18 protein-coding genes are annotated in these 20,761 nt (G+C 55.2%); 9 read left to right on the forward strand and 9 right to left on the reverse strand.

What is annotated here, in order from left to right; genetic code table 11:
• The first annotated feature begins 66 nt into the window (after nucleotides 1–66).
• Together ABLV12_RS10865 and ghrB are read left to right on the forward strand one after the other, a co-directional pair.
• Entirely contained in the window at nucleotides 67–1,347 is a 1,281-nt protein-coding gene (locus tag ABLV12_RS10865) for an MFS transporter (protein ID WP_004106766.1), read from the forward strand.
• Nucleotides 1,348–1,371: 24 nt separating this feature from the next.
• Nucleotides 1,372–2,343 (forward strand): glyoxylate/hydroxypyruvate reductase GhrB, encoded by a 972-nt coding sequence (gene ghrB / locus ABLV12_RS10870; RefSeq protein WP_049591475.1) that lies wholly within the window; start codon nucleotides 1,372–1,374, stop codon nucleotides 2,341–2,343.
• Between the two features lie 57 nt (nucleotides 2,344–2,400).
• Here the strand turns inward: ghrB and ABLV12_RS10875 are convergent, their stop codons facing one another.
• Nucleotides 2,401–3,111 carry a DUF3053 domain-containing protein gene (locus tag ABLV12_RS10875; protein WP_004106769.1) on the reverse strand — a complete coding sequence of 237 codons (711 nt, stop codon included), beginning with the start codon at nucleotides 3,109–3,111 and terminating at the stop codon, nucleotides 2,401–2,403.
• Between the two features lie 633 nt (nucleotides 3,112–3,744).
• On the opposite strand from ABLV12_RS10875, the gene ABLV12_RS10880 reads away from it, so the two are divergent.
• From ABLV12_RS10880 to cspA, 3 genes are all read left to right on the forward strand, one after another.
• Nucleotides 3,745–5,103: an MFS transporter gene (locus ABLV12_RS10880; RefSeq protein WP_004106772.1), complete on the forward strand. Its 1,359-nt coding sequence runs from the start codon at nucleotides 3,745–3,747 to the stop codon at nucleotides 5,101–5,103.
• A gap of 236 nt (nucleotides 5,104–5,339) precedes the next feature.
• The gene (locus ABLV12_RS10885; RefSeq protein WP_004106774.1) at nucleotides 5,340–5,633 is read left to right on the forward strand and encodes an HTH-type transcriptional regulator; all 294 of its coding nucleotides are present in this window, start codon (nucleotides 5,340–5,342) and stop codon (nucleotides 5,631–5,633) included.
• Between the two features lie 260 nt (nucleotides 5,634–5,893).
• Nucleotides 5,894–6,106 (forward strand): RNA chaperone/antiterminator CspA, encoded by a 213-nt coding sequence (cspA, locus tag ABLV12_RS10890; RefSeq protein ID WP_000014594.1) that lies wholly within the window; start codon nucleotides 5,894–5,896, stop codon nucleotides 6,104–6,106.
• Between the two features lie 94 nt (nucleotides 6,107–6,200).
• Here cspA and ABLV12_RS10895 read toward each other — a convergent pair whose 3' ends face one another.
• The 5 genes from ABLV12_RS10895 to ABLV12_RS10915 all read right to left on the reverse strand — a co-directional run bounded on the left by ABLV12_RS10895 (nucleotide 6,201) and on the right by ABLV12_RS10915 (nucleotide 12,027).
• On the reverse strand, nucleotides 6,201–7,820 hold the full coding sequence (locus ABLV12_RS10895; protein WP_348867036.1) for an ATP-binding cassette domain-containing protein: 1,620 nt from the start codon (nucleotides 7,818–7,820) through the stop codon (nucleotides 6,201–6,203).
• A 303-nt stretch (nucleotides 7,821–8,123) separates the two neighbouring features.
• On the reverse strand, nucleotides 8,124–8,276 hold the full coding sequence (hokA, locus tag ABLV12_RS10900; RefSeq protein WP_004106778.1) for a type I toxin-antitoxin system toxin HokA: 153 nt from the start codon (nucleotides 8,274–8,276) through the stop codon (nucleotides 8,124–8,126).
• A 327-nt stretch (nucleotides 8,277–8,603) separates the two neighbouring features.
• Entirely contained in the window at nucleotides 8,604–10,673 is a 2,070-nt protein-coding gene (gene glyS, locus ABLV12_RS10905; protein ID WP_004106780.1) for a glycine--tRNA ligase subunit beta, read from the reverse strand.
• A 9-nt stretch (nucleotides 10,674–10,682) separates the two neighbouring features.
• Nucleotides 10,683–11,594: a glycine--tRNA ligase subunit alpha gene (gene glyQ / locus ABLV12_RS10910; protein ID WP_004106786.1), complete on the reverse strand. Its 912-nt coding sequence runs from the start codon at nucleotides 11,592–11,594 to the stop codon at nucleotides 10,683–10,685.
• Between the two features lie 127 nt (nucleotides 11,595–11,721).
• Nucleotides 11,722–12,027 (reverse strand): YsaB family lipoprotein, encoded by a 306-nt coding sequence (locus ABLV12_RS10915; RefSeq protein WP_004116342.1) that lies wholly within the window; start codon nucleotides 12,025–12,027, stop codon nucleotides 11,722–11,724.
• Between the two features lie 180 nt (nucleotides 12,028–12,207).
• Between ABLV12_RS10915 and ABLV12_RS10920 the strand changes: the two genes are divergently transcribed.
• Nucleotides 12,208–13,203 (forward strand): acyltransferase, encoded by a 996-nt coding sequence (locus tag ABLV12_RS10920; protein WP_064397756.1) that lies wholly within the window; start codon nucleotides 12,208–12,210, stop codon nucleotides 13,201–13,203.
• 2 nt (nucleotides 13,204–13,205) lie between these two features.
• Here the strand turns inward: ABLV12_RS10920 and yiaB are convergent, their stop codons facing one another.
• From yiaB to xylA, 3 genes are all read right to left on the reverse strand, one after another.
• A complete protein-coding gene (gene yiaB, locus ABLV12_RS10925; RefSeq protein ID WP_049095715.1) occupies nucleotides 13,206–13,586 on the reverse strand; it encodes an inner membrane protein YiaB in 381 nt (126 codons plus the stop codon).
• A 167-nt stretch (nucleotides 13,587–13,753) separates the two neighbouring features.
• Nucleotides 13,754–15,208: a xylulokinase gene (gene xylB, locus ABLV12_RS10930; RefSeq protein ID WP_064397753.1), complete on the reverse strand. Its 1,455-nt coding sequence runs from the start codon at nucleotides 15,206–15,208 to the stop codon at nucleotides 13,754–13,756.
• Nucleotides 15,209–15,304: 96 nt separating this feature from the next.
• Nucleotides 15,305–16,627 (reverse strand): xylose isomerase, encoded by a 1,323-nt coding sequence (xylA, locus tag ABLV12_RS10935; RefSeq protein WP_004106797.1) that lies wholly within the window; start codon nucleotides 16,625–16,627, stop codon nucleotides 15,305–15,307.
• A gap of 374 nt (nucleotides 16,628–17,001) precedes the next feature.
• Here xylA and xylF point away from each other — a divergent pair, with 374 nt between their 5' ends.
• The 3 genes from xylF (at nucleotide 17,002) to xylH (ending at nucleotide 20,756) form a co-directional block, all read left to right on the forward strand.
• On the forward strand, nucleotides 17,002–17,994 hold the full coding sequence (gene xylF / locus ABLV12_RS10940) for a D-xylose ABC transporter substrate-binding protein (RefSeq protein ID WP_348867037.1): 993 nt from the start codon (nucleotides 17,002–17,004) through the stop codon (nucleotides 17,992–17,994).
• A 64-nt stretch (nucleotides 17,995–18,058) separates the two neighbouring features.
• A complete protein-coding gene (locus ABLV12_RS10945) occupies nucleotides 18,059–19,597 on the forward strand; it encodes a xylose ABC transporter ATP-binding protein (protein WP_004106801.1) in 1,539 nt (512 codons plus the stop codon).
• On the forward strand, nucleotides 19,578–20,756 hold the full coding sequence (gene xylH, locus ABLV12_RS10950) for a xylose ABC transporter permease XylH (protein ID WP_348867038.1): 1,179 nt from the start codon (nucleotides 19,578–19,580) through the stop codon (nucleotides 20,754–20,756). Before ABLV12_RS10945 ends, xylH begins: the two co-directional genes overlap by 20 nt.
• Nucleotides 20,757–20,761: the final 5 nt, after the last annotated feature.

Here is a 20,761-nt window from a genome sequence, read left to right on the forward strand (position 1 = left end):
TACATGCAGCGCGGCGTAACGGATCTTTTCTATGATGAGCGTCACCTCAATTACAGAGGCAAACCTATGAATAGTTCAACGAATGCAACAAAACGCTGGTGGTACATCATGCCTATCGTGTTTATCACGTATAGCCTGGCATACCTCGACCGCGCTAACTTCAGCTTCGCTTCGGCGGCCGGTATTACCGAAGACCTGGGGATCACCAAAGGTATCTCCTCCCTGCTGGGAGCGCTGTTCTTCCTCGGCTACTTCTTCTTTCAGATCCCCGGCGCGATTTACGCCGAACGCCGCAGCGTACGTAAACTGATTTTTATCTGTCTGATCCTGTGGGGTGCCTGCGCCTCGCTGACCGGGATGGTGCACAATATCCCCGCGCTGGCGGCGATTCGCTTTATCCTTGGCGTTGTCGAGGCTGCGGTCATGCCGGCGATGCTGATTTACATCAGCAACTGGTTTACGAAATCTGAACGCTCCCGCGCCAATACCTTCCTGATCCTCGGTAACCCGGTGACGGTGCTGTGGATGTCGGTCGTATCCGGCTATCTCATCCAGGCTTTCGGCTGGCGGGAAATGTTTATTATTGAAGGGGTTCCGGCGGTAATTTGGGCCTTCTGCTGGTGGGTGCTGGTAAAAGATAAACCGTCGCAGGTCAACTGGCTGGCGGAAAGTGAAAAAGCCGCGTTACAGGAGCAGCTGGAGCGTGAACAGCAGGGAATCAAACCGGTGCGCAACTACGGCGAAGCCTTCCGCTCGCGCAATGTTATCCTGCTGTGCATGCAGTATTTCGCCTGGAGCATCGGGGTTTACGGTTTCGTTCTGTGGCTGCCGTCCATTATCCGCAGCGGCGGCGAGAATATGGGCATGGTCGAAGTCGGCTGGCTCTCCTCGGTTCCCTATCTGGCGGCGACCATCGCGATGATCGTAGTCTCCTGGGCCTCTGATAAAATGCAGAACCGCAAGCTGTTCGTCTGGCCGCTGCTGCTGATTGCCGCCTTCGCCTTTATTGGTTCCTGGGCCGTTGGCGCCAACCATTTCTGGATCTCGTACACCCTGCTGGTGATTGCCGGCGCGGCGATGTACGCCCCCTACGGGCCGTTCTTCGCCATCATTCCTGAGATGCTGCCGCGCAACGTCGCCGGCGGCGCCATGGCGCTGATTAACAGCATGGGCGCGCTGGGTTCGTTCTTCGGTTCATGGTTTGTCGGTTACCTGAACGGCACAACCGGCAGCCCCGCAGCCTCGTACATTTTCATGGGAGTGGCGCTTTTCGTCTCGGTATGGCTTACTTTGATTGTTAAGCCTGCTAATAATCAAAAACTTCCGCTTGGCGCACGTCACGCCTGAAACCTTAACGCAACGGAGAACCGCATGAAGCCGTCAGTTATTCTCTACAAAACGCTTCCCGACGACCTGCAACAGCGTCTGGAACAACACTTTACCGTCACTCAGGTGAAAAACCTGCGTCCGGAGACCGTTTCGCAGCACGCCGACGCGTTCGCTGAAGCGGTTGGCCTGCTGGGTTCCAGCGAAAAAGTCGATACCGCGTTACTGGAGAAAATGCCCAAGCTTCGTGCGACCTCGACCATTTCCGTCGGTTACGATAACTTCGACGTCGAAGCGCTGAATGCGCGTAAGGTGCTGCTGATGCACACCCCGACCGTGCTGACCGAAACCGTCGCAGATACCGTAATGGCCCTGGTACTGAGCACCGCGCGTCGGGTGGTTGAGGTGGCCAACCGCGTGAAGGCCGGGGAGTGGACCAAAAGCATCGGTCCGGACTGGTTTGGCAACGATGTGCATCATAAAACCCTCGGCATCGTGGGTATGGGGCGTATCGGAATGGCGCTCGCCCAGCGCGCCCACGCGGGCTTCGGTATGCCGATTCTCTACAATGCCCGCCGCCAGCACCCGCAGGCGGAAGAGCGCTTTAACGCCCGCTATTGCGATCTCGATACCCTGCTGCAGGAAGCGGATTTTGTCTGCCTGATCCTACCGCTGACCGACGAGACTTATCATCTGTTCGGCAAAGAACAGTTCGCCAAAATGAAGTCCAGCGCCATCTTTATTAACGCCGGGCGCGGCCCGGTAGTGGACGAAAAGGCGCTGATTGCCGCGCTGCAGGAAGGGGTTATTCACGCCGCCGGACTGGACGTTTTCGAACAAGAGCCGCTGGCGAAAGACTCCCCGCTGCTGACTATGCCGAACGTTGTTGCCGTGCCGCATATTGGCTCCGCAACGCATGAAACCCGCTATAACATGGCGGCCTGCGCGGTGGATAACCTGATTAATGCTCTGAACGGTAAAGTGGAAAAGAACTGCGTGAATCCGCAGGTGAAGTGAGAAGGGGAAAAAGAAAACCCGGGCGAAGGTGAAGCCTTGCCCGGGCTATCAGAGCCATTAACGAGTCGCGTTAACAGCTGCCGTCCACGCCTGGTTGAAGGCCTGGTGCTGAGCGGCCAGCGGCCCAATCAGCGTATTGTACTGGCTGGCCTGCTGCGAAGTCGGGAACTGAATACCGTTCGCCGCAAAGCTAACCTGGGATTCTTGCTGAGCAATAAAATCGCCTACCTGCACCAGCTGCTGGGTAAAGACCTGAGCGGCCGGAATAAGCGGCTGTAGCGCATTCGCCGGCGCGGTCACGACTTTATTATACACCTGGTCGAAGACCGGCTTGAGATCGTCCCCCTGCTTCAGCGCGCCGTGAGCGGCATCCGCCTGCATTTTTGCATTCTCCAGCTGCTGGCTCAGTACGCCGAGGGCGCCGTTTGCCTGACGCAGCGGCTCGCGCTGGGTGACATAATCCTGCGGTACGCGGATCGCGTTTACGCTATCCACCACCGGACGCAAACCCGCATCCATCGCCTGGCTTACCTGCTGTGAATAGCCATAAATCACCGCATAATCGGAAACGAAAGGCCCAAACTGTTTTTTCTGATCGGCGGTCAGCGTCGGCAGACGTTCGCCGCTACGCATTGCCGTATTTTGCAGGAAATCGATGAACGCTTTGCGCTGATCGCCTTCTTTATCAAAACACCCACTCAGGCTAACCACCATTAACAGGGCCGCAATAGCCGCAAACCAGCGAGAGCAGGACTTTCCTGTCGCCATTTTTTTACTCCTTTCAGCCAAAAAAAGCGCAAACAGACACACACGTGCCAGACGCTGACAAGGATAGTCCAGGTCGGCCTTGCAGGATACCTTTTCCTCACAATCTTCCTCCCTGAAAGCCGGCTTTTTAGCGTTTTAGCGGCCAGTCGCGTCGGCTGTTAAGTTCATCACAATTACCGCTATCATCCGGCATTCGACCGAAACATTTAAATATTTGATTTTACTATTATTAATCTATTCTCTTTTCTGCCCACGTCGCAAAGTGGACGATAATCGCACGCTTCCCTTTTCGCCTGCATTGCCTGAACCGCCGTTCGATGATTTTATTAAATGAGCGATTAACGGCTCTTTGTTCGATAATCGCACAAACAACATCAACGACCGCGAGGGAGATAACAATAATCGATACCCCAAGTAATTCGAGTTGCGGGACAAAGCGGTTAACCGTTTTGAACAGCGCTTGCGCTGGCACCGTAAGGGGCGAGGCCTTAAGCCGCGTAACGCGGCAAGTGAGAGAGTCCCAGGCGCTTACTGGTGTAAGTGACTGGGGTGAACGAGCGAAGCCAACGCACAGGCAACTTGAAGTATGACGGGTATATCTCTGTCCCCCGCTCTGCCTGCCAGGAATGCCGCATGAAGAAAACAACCATCGATATTCAGGCTTTTATCAATGAACATCCCTTCACGAAATACCAGTGGATGATTCTGGCCTTATGTTTTATCACCGTCGCGATGGACGGATTCGATACCGCGATAATCGGCTTTATCGCCTCTGACCTGGTACAGGAATGGGGCGTCGAAAAATCGGCGTTAGGCCCGGTGATGAGCGCCGCCTTAGTCGGGCTCGCCGTCGGCGCGCTGACCGCCGGACCGCTCGCCGATCGCGTTGGGCGCAAAAAAGTTCTGATTTTGTCCATTGTGGTTTTCGGCGGCTTCAGCCTGCTGACCGCCTTTGCTACCAGCCTTAATCAGCTAACGCTGTTGCGTTTTCTCACCGGCCTTGGGCTGGGTGCCGCCATGCCGAACGCCGCGACGCTGATGAGCGAATATGCCCCTGAGCGCCGCAGAGCGCTAATGGTCAATCTGATGTTCGTTGGCTTTCCAATGGGCTCCTCGCTGGGCGGTTTTCTCTCCGCCTGGATGATCCCCCATTACGGCTGGCAAAGCGTGCTGGTGCTCGGTGGCGTAATGCCGCTGCTGCTGGCGGTCGTTTTGATCTTTTTTCTACCGGAATCCGCGCGCTATATGGTGGTCAAACGCCAGCCTGCGCAGCGTATCGCCGCGATCCTGCGCCGCATCGCACCTGTTCCTGAGCAGGCGGAATTTGAGCTACGCGAAGCGGGCCAGGTAAAAGAGAAATCGTCCATCGGCGTGATTTTTTCTCCGCGCTACGCCGTCGGCACCGTGATGCTTTGCCTGACCTACTTTATGGGCCTGCTGATCTTCTATTTACTGACCAGCTGGCTGCCGCTGCTCATCCGCGAAACCGGGGCGACGATGAGCCAGGCCTCCATTATCACCGCGCTGTTCCCGCTGGGTGGCGGCATTGGCGTACTCATTCTCGGCGCGCTGATGGATAAGCTCAATCCAAACAAAGTCGTGGCGGTAGGCTGGCTGCTGACGGGGGTCTTTGTTTGTCTGGTCGGTTTCTCAACCCATAACCTGCTGCTGATGGGGATTATGGTATTTATCGCCGGCAGCATTATGAACGGCGCGCAATCGTCGATGCCGGCGCTGGCTGCCGGCTTCTATCCCACTCAGGGACGCGCAACCGGCGTGGCCTGGATGCTGGGTATTGGCCGCTTTGGCGGCATTCTCGGGGCGTTTAGCGGCGCATTCCTGATGCAGGCCCAGCTCTCTTTCGAAACAATTTTCTCCCTGCTGGCTATCCCGGCATTTCTGTCGGCCATCGCCCTGCTGGTGAAATATAAGCTGGGTCAGCGGCAACCTGCGGCTGCGCCAGGCGAAGTGGAGAAGCTGCAAAAGGCGTAATACACCGGCCAGCGGGCGCGCGCTGGCCATTTCTGCTTTTCTTCTGACCTGTTTACAATAATTTGCTTAACTGCTCTCTCTATTACTTTTCAGCACCTTATAGCGTCTGCAACGGACCTGAAGAACCTCTGGTGATAAATAATTATCAGGGTAATCATTCCTGGGCTTTTTTTCCGACTATTCTTAAGAGGCTCTACATAATTCACCCTCCGCCGTATGAAAGAGAGGAGTCCTCAATGGAATATAAAGATCCTGCATTTGAACTGCTGAGCAACCTTGAACAAATTATTTTTAAAGATCAGGCTCAGGCGGCCTCCCTGACGCGTAAGCCCGCCGCATGCATTGAATTTGACCAGCTACGCAAAGGTACCGGGCTGAAAATCGATGATTTTGCCAACGCCATGGGCGTCAGCGTAGCAATGGTACAAGAGTGGGAGTCAAGACGCGTACGGCCTTCGCCCACGGAGCTTAAGCTGATGCGCCTGATACAGGCCAATCCGCAGCTTTCAAGACAGCTTATTGATTCATAATTTTAGCGTTTATAGGTTTCGGCTAGCGGTCCTGCTAAAGGACCGTTTTCAAGCCAACGAAAAAAAAGTTTGCTATCACGACGTGAAAATGCGTTAATGCTCGCAGGTTTGAAGTAAAGACCACAGAGCATTCGAATAGAGCAGTCCTTCAAAGGTTATCCGTTGATACCCCGGTAGTGAACTTTCCCTTTATCGCTTTAAATCTGTAGTCCAGACCGTAACGCCGCAAGGCTCATTTATTTTTTTAAAGGTAATTCACTATGTCCGGTAAAATGACTGGTATCGTAAAATGGTTCAACGCTGACAAAGGCTTTGGCTTCATCACTCCTGACGATGGCTCTAAAGACGTGTTCGTACACTTCTCTGCTATCCAGAACGATGGCTACAAATCTCTGGACGAAGGTCAGAAAGTTTCCTTCACCATCGAAAGCGGCGCTAAAGGCCCGGCAGCTGGCAACGTAACCAGCCTGTAAGCTTAAAAAGCTCAAAATTCTAAGTCCCTGCCATACGGCGGGGATTTTTTTATTTGCAGCGTAGGTCACCGCCATCGTAAATGGCGGATTTCTTTTATAGCCTCTCAAAGCACCAGCCATCTTCCCGCCATGTCAGACTGTGGGACAGCTTCAGCGCCTGCAAGAAAGCTTCATCATGCGAGACCACCAGCATCGCACCGGGAAACCGGGCCAGCGCTTTTTCAATCGCCTGAGTGGATGCCAAATCGAGATGATTCGTGGGCTCGTCCAGCAGCAGAAGCTGCGTGGCATCACGCCGCCAGAGTACGCAGGCCAGCGCCGCCTTCAGTCTCTCGCCTCCGCTCAGGGCCGATAGCGGCAGATCGACTTTATCCGCCCCCAGCTGTAGCTGCGCCAGCTGGCTACGCAACGCGCCTTCTTCTAAGGGCGTATCGCCAAGGTTCAGGTGCTTCATAACCGATAATGACAGGTCCAGCTGGGTCAGATGCTGGTCCAGATACGCCGCGTTAACCGATAAGCGGCAGCGTCCAGCGATCGGCAGCTCCAGACCCAGCAGCGTTTTCAGCAACGTGGTTTTACCGCAGCCGTTGGGACCACGCAGCGCCACCCGCATTGGCCCATCCATCCGCCAGCTCAGCGGTGCCAACATCGTATGCGCCAACCGCACCGCATCCAGTTCCAGCACCTGTTTTCCCGGGGCTATCCGGTTGCCAGGTAACGTAAACATCACCGGGCTCTCCTCTTCCACTCTCTCCCGCGCCTGTACTACCGCGTTGTTAAGGGCGCCATTTTGCTGTCGATGCTGGCGCTGCAGGCTGCCGGGACGTTCTTTTGCTGCGCCTTTCCAGGCAACCCGCTCGAATGACGCGATATTTAGCGTATCGACGGTGCGTAACGTTTGCGCGGAACGCCGCTGGCAGGCATCGTGCTCTTTGTGCATCCGCGCGCGGGTACGGCGCCGTTCAGCGACGGCATGATCCAGCGCGGAGCGAGCCGCCTGCTGTTCCAGCTCACGCTGCTGCTGATAATCCGCATAGTTGCCGCCGTAGCGACGCAAAGTCGCAGGCGTCAGCTCAAGGATACGCGGCATTACCGCTAATAACTCCCGGTCATGGCTGGCAATTAGCGCCCCGCCGCGCCATTGTTTAAGCTGCTGATACAGCCACTCGCGTCCCGGACGGTCGAGATGGTTGGTGGGTTCATCAAGTAGAAGAAAATCGGCGCCGGACAGGAATGCCCCGCAAAGCTGCGCCTTCACTCTTTCACCGCCGCTCAGCGAAGAGGCGGGCCGTGCAGGAGAAAATGTACCTAAGCCAGCCACAAGAAACGCCGTATCCAGACGATCCGGGAGATCCCAAAAACCATCAAGACGTTCAAGATCGTCACTTCGTCCCTCCCCTCGATCAAGGCGAGCGAGAGCAGCGAAAATGGACTCCAGGCCCAGCAATTCCGCCAGCGTCATCTCTGAAACCCTATCCCGCAGCTGAGCAACGTAGCTCACGGAAACCATGCGCTCGATGTGGCCGCTCGACGGTGTGTCATGGCCCGCCAGCAAGCGTAAAAGCCGGGTTTTACCGACGCCGTTGCGCCCGACAAGGCCGCAAAGAGAGGAGTCCAGCGATAAATTCAGCGGACCAAAAAGGGTATCTCCTGTCGCAAAGTGACAGGTGACCTGATGCAAAATAAAAGAGGGGATCTGGGCACAATGAGCCATAAGCACTCCTGAATGAAATCAATACTTACCCTGCTCGCCAATAGCGCTAAGCAAGGCATGAGATTCATCAGTCGTGTTTGTTCATTTGGCGCGTGCTCTCCAGTAAGACGAGGGATTCGTCGGGCCATAGGATAGCCACACCCTGATATGAATTTCAAGCCTGTTTTTTCACCGGATGGCAAAACGGTAAAAAAAAGCCTCCTGAAAACAGGAGGCAAATTATTTATTTGATGAAAAAAACAGGGTGCCTTGAGAATGCTTCACGCCGTAAGAATGGCGGAGATCGCTCTCCGCCACCGTCTCTTACGTTTTAATCCCACAGGCTAAGAACGCCACCAGCTCAATATTCCCCTGTCTGAGCTGTAATTCACACAGCGAATCACGCACCATCCAGGTAAATAATAAAATAGTGAAGCAAATCACTATTAAGCTAAACAACAGATACTTTTGCGGCATTCCTCGCCTCCCGTGTTGATTTTCAACAGGTAAGAGGCTACTCTTATGGTGTTGATGCATAGGGGAGCCTCACTTTGATTTATCATCAGGTGGGGCTTTTCTCTGTCTGTCTCCCGCTGAACGCCTGAGACAAACAGTCTCAAGCACCCGTCAGCATTCTACCGTAAATATCTGACCAGATTACGTTGGCATATTCCTAAAATAATTCCTGGCAATCAATGCAAATTAAATAAATATTATTCAGAGAATTATTAACGGTTCATTTATTTATATTCCATGCATAAAAAAACCTGCCCGCAGGCAGGTTTTTTATTATTACCCATTCACTTACTGCAGCAGGGAAATATCCGCTACCTGCAGGAACAGATCGCGCAGCTTGGACAGCAGCGTCAGTCGGTTTACGCGCACGTCCTGATCTTCTGCGTTCACCATCACGTTCTCAAAGAACTCATCCACCGGCTCGCGCAGGGACGCCAGCTCAATCAGCGCATCCTGGTAACGCCCTTCGGCGAAGTACGGCTGCAGCTTATCGCGCAGCACGACTAAATTGCCTGCCAGCTTGATCTCGGCCGCTTCTTTCAATACCGAAGCATGGACGATATCGTTCAGCGTAACGTCTGATTTCGCCAGAATGTTAGAAACACGCTTGTTGGCCGCCGCCAGCGCAGAGGACTCTTCGAGGGTACGGAAGTGGGAAACCGCCTTCATACGCGCATCGAAGTCTGCCGGACGGGTCGGACGACGCGCCAGTACCGCCTGAATCGTGTCGACGGTATAGCCTTCATCCTGATACCAGGCGCGGAAGCGCCCCAGCATGAAGTCGATAACATCATCAACGACGTTGCCGTTGGTCAGCTTATCGCCGTACAGACGCACCGCTTCTTCGGTGAGGGTCTGCAGGTCCAGATTGAGGTTCTTCTCAACGATAATACGCAGCACGCCCAGCGCGGCGCGGCGCAGCGCAAACGGGTCCTTATCGCCTTTCGGATGCTGACCGATGCCAAAGATACCCGCCAGGGTGTCCATCTTATCGGCAATCGCAACCGCGCAGGCTACCGGGTTAGACGGCAGGTCATCGCCGGCAAAGCGCGGCTGATACTGCTCGTTCAGGGCAACCGCAACGTCTTCCGCTTCGCCATCATGGCGCGCGTAGTGCATGCCCATCACGCCCTGCGTATCGGTGAACTCGAAGACCATGTTGGTCATCAGGTCGCACTTGGAGAGCAGGCCCGCGCGGGTGGCATGATTCACGTCAGCGCCAATCTGCTCGGCGATCCAGCCGGCCAGCGCCTGAATACGATCGGTCTTATCGCGCAGCGTACCCAGTTGCTGCTGGAACAGGACGGTTTGCAGACGCGGAAGGTTATCTTCCAGACGTTTTTTACGGTCAGTATTGAAGAAGAACTCAGCATCCGCCAGGCGCGGGCGAACCACTTTCTCGTTACCGGAGATAATCTGCTGCGGATCTTTCGACTCAATGTTGGCGACGAAGATGAAGTTCGGCAGCAGCTTGCCCGCGTTGTCGTAAACCGGGAAGTACTTCTGGTCGCCCTTCATGGTGTAAACCAGCGCTTCGGCAGGCACCGCAAGGAATTTCTCTTCGAACTTCGCGGTGAGGACTACCGGCCATTCCACCAGTGAAGTCACCTCTTCCAGCAGACTTTCGCTCAGATCGGCGTTGCCGCCAATTTTACGCGCTGCTTCTTCTGCATCGGCTTTAATTTTGGCTTTACGCTGTTCGTAATCGGCGATGACTTTACCGCGCTCCAGCAGGATCTGCGGATACTGATCGGCATTGTCGATAGTGAACTCAGCCTCGCCCATAAAGCGGTGGCCGCGAATAACGCGATCGGACTGGACGCCCAGAATAGTTGCCGGGATGACTTTGTCGCCCAGCAGCAGGGTCACGGTATGAACCGGACGCACGAAGTGGACGTCGGACGCGCCCCAGCGCATCAGTTTCGGGATCGGCAGCTTCGCCAACGAGGTTGCGATCATGTTTGGCAGCAGCGCTTCGGTGCTCTCGCCTTTCACGTGAGCACGATACAGCAGCCATTCGCCCTTATCGGTCGTCAGACGTTCCGCCTGATCGACGGTGATACCGCAGCCGCGCGCCCAGCCTTCGGCCGCTTTACTCGGGTGGCCGCTGGCGTCAAACGCCTGGGCAATCGCCGGACCGCGTTTTTCGACTTCGCGGTCTGCTTGCGCAGCCGCCAGATTCGCCACTTTCAGCGCCAGACGGCGCGGCGCGGCAAACCATTCAACTTTACCGTGCGCAAGGCCAGCGTTATCCAGCTCTGCGGTCACGTTCGCAGCAAAGGATTCAGCCAGGCTGCGCAGGGCTTTTGGTGGCAGTTCTTCAGTGCCGATTTCCACCAGGAAAGTTTTCTCAGACATGGCCGCCTCTTATTTATTCTTGTTGCACATCGGGAAGCCAAGGGCTTCACGGGAAGCATAGTAAGCTTCAGCCACTGCTTTGGTCAGGGTGCGAATGCGCAGGATATAGCGCTGACGCTCGGTGACGGAGATGGCTTTACGCGCGTCCAGCAGGTTAAAGCTATGGGCGGCTTTGAGAATGCGCTCGTAGGCAGGCAGCGGCAGCGGGTTTTCCAGCGCCAGCAGCTGCTGGGCTTCTTTCTCGTACTGCTCGAAGCAGGAGAACAGGAAGTCCACGTCAGCGTATTCGAAGTTATAGGTGGATTGCTCCACTTCGTTCTGATGGAACACGTCGCCGTAGGTCGTTTTCCCCAGCGGGCCATCGCTCCAGACCAGATCGTAAACGCTGTCGACACCCTGGATATACATCGCCAGACGTTCCAGACCGTAGGTGATCTCGCCGGTAACCGGCTTACACTCCAGACCGCCCACCTGCTGGAAGTAGGTGAACTGCGTGACTTCCATACCGTTCAGCCACACTTCCCAACCCAGACCCCAGGCGCCCAGCGTCGGGTTTTCCCAGTTGTCTTCGACGAAGCGAATGTCGTGGATGGTCGGGTCCATACCCAGCTCTTTCAGCGAGCCAAGGTAGAGCTCCTGGATGTTCTCCGGGGAGGGTTTTATCACTACCTGGAACTGATAGTAGTGCTGTAAGCGGTTCGGGTTTTCACCGTAACGGCCATCGGTCGGGCGACGAGACGGCTGCACGTAGGCGGTCGCCATCGGCTCTGGACCCAATGCGCGTAAGCAGGTCATCGGGTGAGAGGTGCCTGCGCCGACTTCCATGTCCAGTGGTTGAACAATGGTGCAGCCCTGGCGAGCCCAGTAATCCTGTAAGGTCAGGATCAGGCCCTGGAAGGTCCTGGTATCAAACTTTTGCATATGATTTCGTGCTGGATACGTGTGGATTTAAAGGAAGGAGCCAGTATACCCGCTGGCTGCGAGATATACAGTACGAAACGGGGTTGTTTAGGGAAAATTGCGGAAATTAGCGCCAGCGCGGCCGTCGTTAGCGCATCGAAAGATGTAAAAACTGCCCGTCCGGGTCAAAAGAACAGATAAAGCGTTCATTCCGCGCAGTCTTGCCCGAAAGCTCGAAGCTGCCCTGGAACTGCTCGAAATGGCTGACGTCCACCTGGCGCACGCCTGTATTATAACGGACGGCGGCATTATCCTTGCAAAGCTGCTCCATATTGAGGGTAGTCTGCGGCGTTATCCGCGCTTTCTGCGCCTTCTGCGTAGGCTGAGGCGGCGTTGCGCTGCAGCCCGCCAGCAGGCACAGCAGTAGTCCAGAAAACGCATATTTCATCACCATTTGTTCTCGACCGCCTTGTTAGTAAATTGTTATCGTGCAGCTTACGTAAAATAACCGGCTCATTGTGCGAATTGGGCCACACCTCGACAAGTCTATGGCGAAAAACTCAGATTATTCCACTGCGACAGGGTCGAATAAGGATAGTCAGAGCCAGATGGAGAAGGTGAAACTGAGGTTCTGATGCAGGAAAAAATACACTGGATTACTAATTTGCGCGGCATTGCCTGCCTGATGGTCGTCATGATTCATAGCACTACCTGGTATATTACGCACCCGCACGCGATTAGCCTGCTGGAGTGGGATTTGGCCAATATCCTCAACTCTGCGTCCCGCGTCAGCGTACCGCTATTTTTCATGATTTCAGGCTATCTGTTTTTCGGTGAGCGCAGCGCCCAGCCCCGCCATTTTCTGCGTATCGCGCTATGCATTCTCTTCTACAGCACGCTATCGCTGCTCTATATCACCCTGTTCACCCATATTAACGTTGAGCTGTCGCTGAAGAATTTGCTGCAAAAACCGGTGTTCTACCATCTGTGGTTTTTCTTCGCCATCGTCGTGATATATCTGCTTTCGCCGCTGGTGCAGGTTAAACAGGTAAGCGGCAGGATGCTGCTGGCGCTGATGCTGGTACTGGGCATTCTGGCGAACCCCAATATGGTCCCGGTAAAAGCCGGAGGCGTTGAATGGCTGCCGTTCAATCTTTATATCAACGGCGACACGTTTTACTACGTGATGTATGGCGTGCTGGGACGGGCTATCGGCATGCTGGATACCGAGAACAAATGGCTGACCGCCCTCTGCGCCGCGCTGTTCATCGCCGGCGTGTGGGTAATCTCACGCGGCACGCTGCACGAGCTGCGCTGGCGCGGCGATTTCGGCGATACCTGGTATTTATACTGCGGTCCTGCGGTTTTTGTCTGCGCCATCGCTCTGCTGACGCTGGTAAAAAACACGCTCAATCGGCGTCAGCTGCCGCTTATTGCGCCGATTGCGCGCCATTCTTTAGGGATTTACGGTTTTCATGCGCTGATCATTCACGCGCTGCGCGCCAGCGGGCTTGAACTAAGCCGCTGGCCGTTACTGGATATTATCTGGATATTCAGCGCCGCGCTGCTGGGCAGCTTACTGCTCTCGGCTCTGGTTCAGCGGTTTGATAGCCGCCGTTTCGTCAGCTAAGGCTATTCCGTGGGGTCTTGCGGCGCCACGTCCGCCGCCAGTGCTTTATGCGGCAAGGCTGACGCGCCGTACATGCACACAAACCAGGCCGCCACGTAGATGCTTTTCTCATCCCAACCGGCAGGTACAAACCTCGCGCCGACCATTAACAGGCCAAGCGAAAGCAGGAGCACCAGTCGGCATAGCGATACAAACCCGTCGTCATTTCTGCGCTCCTCCTGCATCGTGCGCTGATGGGCCAGCATGGCGAACATCCCCATCACCAGTACGCCGAGGAAATAGCCTTTACCGCTAAATAACGGACAGGTGTGCCAGATCCCCATCAGATACACCAGCGCCCCGATGACCATCAACAGTTTCGGCGCAATATTCTTATTTTTCATGGAGCCTCCCTGCGAAAGATGGCGTCCATTATGTACCGGTAAAGCTTTACTGCTGATGCTTCAGGAAGCAGAAACGACAAATTCGGAATATATAAATACGCAGGACAGATAAATGCGAACGATGCATTCATGGATGTAATTTGCCCTCGTTAACCGAGGGCAAAATATTACGACATCAGCGGTAAAAGCTGCTGATAAATCTGTCGAAATGTCTCCCGACGGGGGGCGTAGCGGGCAAAACGTTCGTCATCAGGGCAGTGGGCCTGCTCCAGCGGGAGCTGCGGCAGCAGATCGGAGAATGCGACGTTTTTATGCAGCGCCAGCTGCGCCAGTCGCGCCGCGCCAAGCGCCGGTCCCACGTCGCCGCCGGTGCGGAAATCAAGCTGCTGACCGCTGATATCCGCCAGCATTTGCCGCCAGTACGCGCTGCGCGCGCCGCCGCCAATCAGCGTCACGCTTTCCGGCTTCACGCCGCAGGAGTGCACCACATCCATGCCATCCGCCAGCGCATAACCGACGCCCTCCAGCACCGCCCGCGCCAGCTCCGCCGGACCATGTTGATGAGTCAGGCCAAAAAAGACGCCTTTCGCCTGCGGATTGTTGTGCGGCGTACGTTCACCGGAGAGGTAAGGCAGAAACCAGATAGGATCGGCACTCTCGTTCGCCGACTCCGCCGCCGCAATCAACGCCGGAACCGTGCCAAGGCCGGTTAATGTCGCCGCCCAATCCAGACAGGAAGCCGCGCTCAGCATCACCGACATCAGGTGCCAGCGCCCGGGCAGCGCGTGGCAGAAACTGTGTACGGCGCTTTCCGGCTTACTAAGAAAGCCGTCGCTGACCGCAAAGTAGACGCCCGAGGTCCCCAGCGACAGCATCGCCTGCCCCGCATCCGCCATACCCACGCCAACCGCACCGGCTGCGTTATCGCCGCCGCCGGCTACCACCAGCGCTTCCGGCATATTCCACGACTGCGCAACCGTCGGGCGCAGCGCCCCCGTGACTTCACATCCTTCGAACAGCGTCGGCATGTTGTCGCGGTTCAGACCGCAGGCGGCGAGCATCTCATCGCTCCAGTCCCTTCGCGCTACGTCCATCCACATCGTTCCAGCGGCATCGGACATATCGCTGGCAAACTCGCCGGTCATGCGTAAACGTAGATAATCTTTAGGCAGCAGGACTTTATCAACCCGCTCGAAGATCTCAGGCTCGTGGCGTTGTACCCACAGCAGCTTCGGCGCGGTGAATCCCGGCATCATCAGGTTGCCGGTTATCTGCCGCGAGCGGCTGACTTTCTCTTCCAGCAGCGCGCACTCTTCACCGCAGCGGCCATCATTCCATAAAATCGCCGGGCGCAGGACACGCTGTTGCTTATCCAGCAGCGTCGCGCCGTGCATCTGGCCCGCAATACCTAACGCTTTGACTTCGCGCAGCGAGTGCTGCGCGCCCAGCGCTTTCATCGCGCGTTCCGTCGCCTGCCACCAGTGTTCGGGGTCCTGTTCAGACCATAGAGGGTGCGGACGTGACACGTTGAGCTTTTCAGTATGCGAAGCCACGACCTCGCCCTGTTCATTGAGCAGAATAGCTTTGACGCCCGAGGTGCCCAGATCAATCCCGATATACATACAGCCTCTCCTTACTGACGCGCCACGGCTAAGCGTGGCGCGAATAAAGCATCGGTTATAGCCAATGCCCGTTCCCGCCGGGCATCATCGCCTTCATTAGCGATCAAAAAGGTAGCGGTTTACCACATTTTCCAGCAGTTCCTGATGGCCGCTCTGGTGCTGCGGCGCCAGGTCATGCTGAGTGGCATAGCGAGCAATATCCGCCAGGTTCATCTGGCCTTTCAGGATCTGCTGACCCAGCTCGCCGTTCCAGCCGGCATAACGTTTGGCAACGCGTTTATCCAGCTCGCCGCCTTCAATCATGCGCGCGGCAACTTTCAGCGCCAGCGCCATGGTGTCCATTGCGCCGATATGGCCGTAGAACAGGTCGTATTTATCGGTGCTCTGACGACGTACTTTAGCATCAAAGTTCAGGCCGCCGGTGGTGAAACCACCCGCTTTCAGGATTTCGTACATCACCAGCGCGTTTTCTTCAACGCTGTTCGGGAACTGGTCGGTATCCCAGCCCAGCTGCGGGTCGCCGCGGTTAGCGTCAACGGAACCAAACAGTCCCAGAGCAATGGCAGTCGCAATTTCGTGATGGAACGTATGACCGGCCAGCGTCGCGTGGTTCGCTTCGATGTTCAGTTTGATCTCTTTTTCCAGGCCGAACTGTTTCAGGAAACCATAGACGGTAGAAGCGTCGTAATCATACTGATGTTTGGTTGGCTCCTGCGGTTTGGGTTCAATCAGCAGCGTACCCTGGAAGCCAATCTTGTGCTTGTGCTCAACGACCAGCTGCATAAAGCGGCCAATCTGCTCGCGCTCCTGACGCAGATCGGTATTCAGCAGGGTTTCATAACCTTCACGGCCGCCCCACAGGACATAGTTTTCGCCGCCCAGCTTGTGGGTCGCATCCATTGCGGTGACCACCTGAGTCGCCGCCCAGCTGAACACTTCCGGATCCGGATTGGTTGCCGCCCCGGCGCCATAGCGCGGGTTCGTAAAGCAGTTTGCCGTTCCCCACAGCAGCTTGACGCCGCTCTGCTGCTGTTTTTCCGCCAGCACTTCAACCATTTGCGCAAAGTTGTTGGCATACTCTTTCAGCGATGCCCCTTCAGGGGAAACGTCAACGTCGTGGAAACAGTAGTACGGTACGTTCAGTTTGTGGAAAAACTCAAACGCGACATCCGCTTTGCGTTTCGCCATTTCCAGCGCTTCGCCCGGCTGCTGCCACGGGCGGTTAAAGGAGCCCACGCCAAACATGTCAGCACCATTCCAGCAGAAGGTGTGCCAGTAGCAGGCCGCAAAGCGCAGGTGCTCTTCCATCCGTTTGCCCAGCACCAGTTCATCCGGGTTGTAATGACGGAAAGCCAGTGGGTTAGCGGATGTCGGGCCTTCATAACGAACGCGATCGAGTTGATCAAAATAGGTCTGCATAATGAACTCCATATTCAGGGATGCGGCGAGTAATAAGTCATAAGCCAATATAGAATTCTCTTTTTACTTTCCTCAATTACGTTATTTCACACCGTGATTGAGAGAATCCACAAACGTGCGCCAGGTCGCAAAAACAATAGAACAACGCCCTCACTTCGCTGCTTACGCCACGAGAGATCAATGAAATACGATGAGAACTAATTATTAAAGTACGATCCCGGTCATAAATTAACAAATAAACAAAATTTCATAACGGCAAAATAAGCATAGATAATTGCCAGCGCCCCTTTCCGCGTTAAAAATCTGCTACGTATCAGGCCGTTTATTTTTATCGTTCGTCTTATCCTGCACTTTACAAAAAAGGTGTTATTATTATGAAGATAAAGAACCTTTGCCTAACGCTCTGTGCTTCACTCCTCCTCACCAGCCTGTCGGGCATTGCGAAAGAAGTTAAAATTGGCATGGCGATTGACGACCTGCGTCTTGAGCGCTGGCAAAAAGATCGCGATATTTTTGCCAATAAAGCTGAATCATTAGGTGCAAAAGTATTCGTCCAGTCAGCCAATGGCAACGAAGAAACGCAAATGTCGCAAATCGAAAACATGATTAATCGCGGCGTCGACGTTCTGGTTATTATTCCCTATAACGGTCAAGTGCTGAGTAATGTGATAAAAGAGGCTAAACAGGAGGGAATTAAAGTTCTCGCCTACGATCGTCTCATCAATAATGCCGACATTGATTTTTATATTTCTTTTAATAATGAGAAAGTGGGCGAAATGCAGGCGCAAAGCCTGGTCGATAAAGTGCCTCAGGGTAACTATTTCTTAATGGGCGGCTCGCCCGTTGATAATAACGCCAAGCTTTTCCGCGCCGGCCAAATGAAAGTCCTTAAGCCCTATATTGATGAAGGCAAAATTAAAGTCGTCGGCGATCAGTGGGTTGACGGATGGCTACCTGAAAACGCATTGAAAATTATGGAAAACGCCCTGACCGCCAACAATAACAAAATTGATGCGGTTGTCGCCTCTAACGATGCCACCGCTGGCGGCGCCATTCAGGCCCTGAGCGCCCAGGGGCTCGCAGGCAAAGTGGCGATCTCCGGTCAGGATGCCGACCTCGCCGGCGTGAAGCGCATTATCGCTGGCACCCAAACGATGACCGTCTACAAACCGATCGCCACCCTTGCCACCACCGCGGCGGAGATTGCCGTCGAACTGGGCAACGACAAACAGCCGAAGGCTGACGCCACGCTCAACAACGGCCTGAAAGATGTCCCTTCTCGTCTGCTGACGCCCATTGAAGTCAATAAAGACAACATTGACCAGACGGTGATCAAAGACGGTTTCCATAAAAAAAGCGAGCTGTAATCTCTGACGCCCTCTGCCGGGGGCGTTACTCCATCCAGCCGGATATCGCTTATGCGGAGCCTCTATGTCCTGGTTACTCGAAATGAAAAACATGACTAAAACCTTCGGCGCGGTGAAGGCGATTGATAATGTCAGCCTGCGGCTGAACGCCGGGGAAGTGGTCTCATTATGCGGAGAAAACGGCTCCGGGAAATCTACGCTCATGAAGGTGCTTTGCGGAATATACCCGCACGGTAGCTATGAGGGAGAGATTATTTTTTCCGGAGAAACTTTGCAGCCGGGCCATATTCGCGATACCGAACGCAAAGGAATTGCCATCATTCATCAGGAGCTGGCGCTGGTAAAACACCTGACCGTTCTGGAGAATATTTTTCTCGGCGCGGAGATCTCCCGCCACGGTCTGCTGGATTACGAAACCATGACCTTACGCTGCGAGAAGCTGCTGGCCCAGGTCAATTTAGCCATATCACCCGACACCCGCGTCGGCGATTTAGGCCTTGGCCAGCAGCAGCTGGTCGAAATAGCGAAAGCGCTAAATAAACAGGTACGGTTGTTAATTCTCGACGAACCCACCGCCTCATTAACGGAACAAGAAACGGCCATTCTGCTGAATATTATTCGCGATCTGCAAAATCACGGTATTGCCTGTATTTACATTTCCCACAAACTCAATGAAGTCAAAGCGATATCCAATACTATCTGCGTGATCCGCGATGGGCAGCATATCGGTACCCGTAACGCTGACGGCATGAACGAAGATGACATCATCACCATGATGGTCGGCCGCGAGCTTACCGCCCTCTATCCGAACGAAGCCCATAGCTGCGGCGATGAAATCCTGCGCGTAGAAAATTTAACCGCCTGGCATCCGGTCAATCGCCACATTAAGCGGGTCAATGACGTCTCCTTTTCACTGCGGCGCGGCGAAATTCTGGGGATAGCCGGACTGGTCGGCGCGGGTCGTACCGAAGCGGTACAGTGCCTGTTTGGCGTCTGGCCGGGCCGCTGGCAGGGGAAAATTTTCATCGATGGCCAGCAGGTGACGATTCACAACTGCCAGCAGGCCATCGCGCAGGGCATCGCCATGGTGCCGGAAGACAGAAAGAAAGACGGCATCGTGCCGGTGATGGCGGTGGGTAAAAATATCACCCTCGCCGCGTTAAACCAGTTTACCGGCCCGCTGAGCAGCCTTGACGATGCCGGAGAGCAGCACTGCATTCAGCAATCCATCCAGCGTTTGAAAATCAAAACCTCATCGCCAGAGCTGGCGATCGGTCGCCTGAGCGGCGGCAATCAGCAAAAGGCGATCCTCGCCCGCTGCCTGCTGCTGAACCCGCGCATTCTGATACTCGATGAGCCTACCCGCGGCATTGATATCGGCGCCAAGTACGAAATCTACAAGTTGATTAATCAGCTGGTGCAGCAGGGGATCGCCGTCATTGTCATTTCATCCGAACTGCCCGAAGTACTGGGGCTAAGCGATCGGGTGCTGGTGATGCATGAGGGCAAACTGAAGGCCGATTTGATTAATCAGGGCCTGACACAGGAACAGGTGATGGAAGCCGCACTGAGGAGCGAACGCCATGTCGAAGAACACGTCTGAAATGAAACTCACCCCGCCCGTCTCCGGGGCTTTTTCCGGGCTAAAAGGGATGAATCTCCAGGTATTCGTGATGATCGCCGCTATCGTGGCCATTATTCTGTTTTTCACCTGGACTACCGAAGGCGCTTATCTGAGCGCGCGTAATATCTCTAACCTGCTGCGCCAGACCGCCATCACCGGCATTCTCGCGGTCGGCATGGTGTTTGTGATTATTTCCGCCGAGATCGATCTTTCCGTCGGCTCGATGATGGGCCTGCTCGGCGGCGCAGCGGCAATATTTGACGTCTGGCTCGGCTGGCCGCTGCCGCTGACGATTGTGGTCACGCTGGCGCTTGGCCTGCTGCTGGGCGCATGGAACGGTTGGTGGGTCGCCTACCGTAAAGTCCCGTCATTTATCGTGACGCTCGCCGGTATGCTGGCATTCCGCGGTATTCTGATAGGTATCACCAACGGGACCACCGTCTCTCCCACCAGCCCGGCGATGTCGCAAATCGGCCAGAGCTATCTGCCTGATGGTATTGGCTTTGGTATCGGCGTGGCGGGAATGGCGGCCTTTATTATCTGGCAATGGCGCGGCCGTATGCGACGTCAGGCCCTGGGACTTGCCACGCCCGCTTCCGCTTCGACCGTAGGTCGCCAGACGATTACCGCCGTTATTGTGCTGGGCGCTATCTGGCTATTAAACGACTATCGCGGCGTCCCGACGCCGGTACTGATCCTCGCCGCGTTGCTGCTGGCGGGTATGTTTATGGCCACCCGCACCGCGTTTGGCCGCCGCATCTACGCCATCGGCGGCAACCTGGAAGCCGCGCGTCTATCCGGCATTAGCGTGGAACGCACCAAGCTGGCGGTGTTCGCCATTAATGGCCTGATGGTGGCGATTGCCGGGTTGATTCTCAGTTCGCGCTTGGGCGCCGGTTCTCCTTCCGCCGGCAACATCGCCGAACTGGACGCCATCGCCGCCTGCGTGATCGGCGGAACCAGCCTCGCCGGCGGCGTCGGCAGCGTTGCCGGCGCGGTCATGGGCGCGTTTATCATGTCCGCGCTGGACAACGGCATGAGCATGATGGATGTCGCCACCTTCTGGCAGTACATCGTTAAAGGGGTCATTTTATTACTCGCGGTGTGGATGGATTCAGCCACCAAACGCCGGAGCTGAGAGCT

Source organism: Klebsiella sp. CN_Kp100 (genome assembly GCF_040065315.1).
Classification (GTDB): Bacteria; Pseudomonadota; Gammaproteobacteria; order Enterobacterales; family Enterobacteriaceae; genus Klebsiella; species Klebsiella oxytoca.

Bases quoted from the DNA above. Each gene is read 5' to 3' on its own strand.
- yiaB (WP_049095715.1), bottom strand. From the start codon at position 13,586: ATGAAAAATAAGAATATTGCGCCGAAACTGTTGATGGTCATCGGGGCG.
- xylH (WP_348867038.1), top strand. From the start codon at position 19,578: ATGTCGAAGAACACGTCTGAAATGAAACTCACCCCGCCCGTCTCCGGG.
- ABLV12_RS10885 (WP_004106774.1), top strand. From the start codon at position 5,340: ATGGAATATAAAGATCCTGCATTTGAACTGCTGAGCAACCTTGAACAA.
- ABLV12_RS10895 (WP_348867036.1), bottom strand. From the start codon at position 7,820: ATGGCTCATTGTGCCCAGATCCCCTCTTTTATTTTGCATCAGGTCACC.
- hokA (WP_004106778.1), bottom strand. From the start codon at position 8,276: ATGCCGCAAAAGTATCTGTTGTTTAGCTTAATAGTGATTTGCTTCACT.
- cspA (WP_000014594.1), top strand. From the start codon at position 5,894: ATGTCCGGTAAAATGACTGGTATCGTAAAATGGTTCAACGCTGACAAA.
- xylB (WP_064397753.1), bottom strand. From the start codon at position 15,208: ATGTATATCGGGATTGATCTGGGCACCTCGGGCGTCAAAGCTATTCTG.
- ABLV12_RS10865 (WP_004106766.1), top strand. From the start codon at position 67: ATGAATAGTTCAACGAATGCAACAAAACGCTGGTGGTACATCATGCCT.
- ABLV12_RS10915 (WP_004116342.1), bottom strand. From the start codon at position 12,027: ATGGTGATGAAATATGCGTTTTCTGGACTACTGCTGTGCCTGCTGGCG.
- ABLV12_RS10945 (WP_004106801.1), top strand. From the start codon at position 18,059: ATGTCCTGGTTACTCGAAATGAAAAACATGACTAAAACCTTCGGCGCG.
- ABLV12_RS10875 (WP_004106769.1), bottom strand. From the start codon at position 3,111: ATGGCGACAGGAAAGTCCTGCTCTCGCTGGTTTGCGGCTATTGCGGCC.
- glyQ (WP_004106786.1), bottom strand. From the start codon at position 11,594: ATGCAAAAGTTTGATACCAGGACCTTCCAGGGCCTGATCCTGACCTTA.
- ABLV12_RS10920 (WP_064397756.1), top strand. From the start codon at position 12,208: ATGCAGGAAAAAATACACTGGATTACTAATTTGCGCGGCATTGCCTGC.
- xylA (WP_004106797.1), bottom strand. From the start codon at position 16,627: ATGCAGACCTATTTTGATCAACTCGATCGCGTTCGTTATGAAGGCCCG.
- xylF (WP_348867037.1), top strand. From the start codon at position 17,002: ATGAAGATAAAGAACCTTTGCCTAACGCTCTGTGCTTCACTCCTCCTC.
- ghrB (WP_049591475.1), top strand. From the start codon at position 1,372: ATGAAGCCGTCAGTTATTCTCTACAAAACGCTTCCCGACGACCTGCAA.
- ABLV12_RS10880 (WP_004106772.1), top strand. From the start codon at position 3,745: ATGAAGAAAACAACCATCGATATTCAGGCTTTTATCAATGAACATCCC.
- glyS (WP_004106780.1), bottom strand. From the start codon at position 10,673: ATGTCTGAGAAAACTTTCCTGGTGGAAATCGGCACTGAAGAACTGCCA.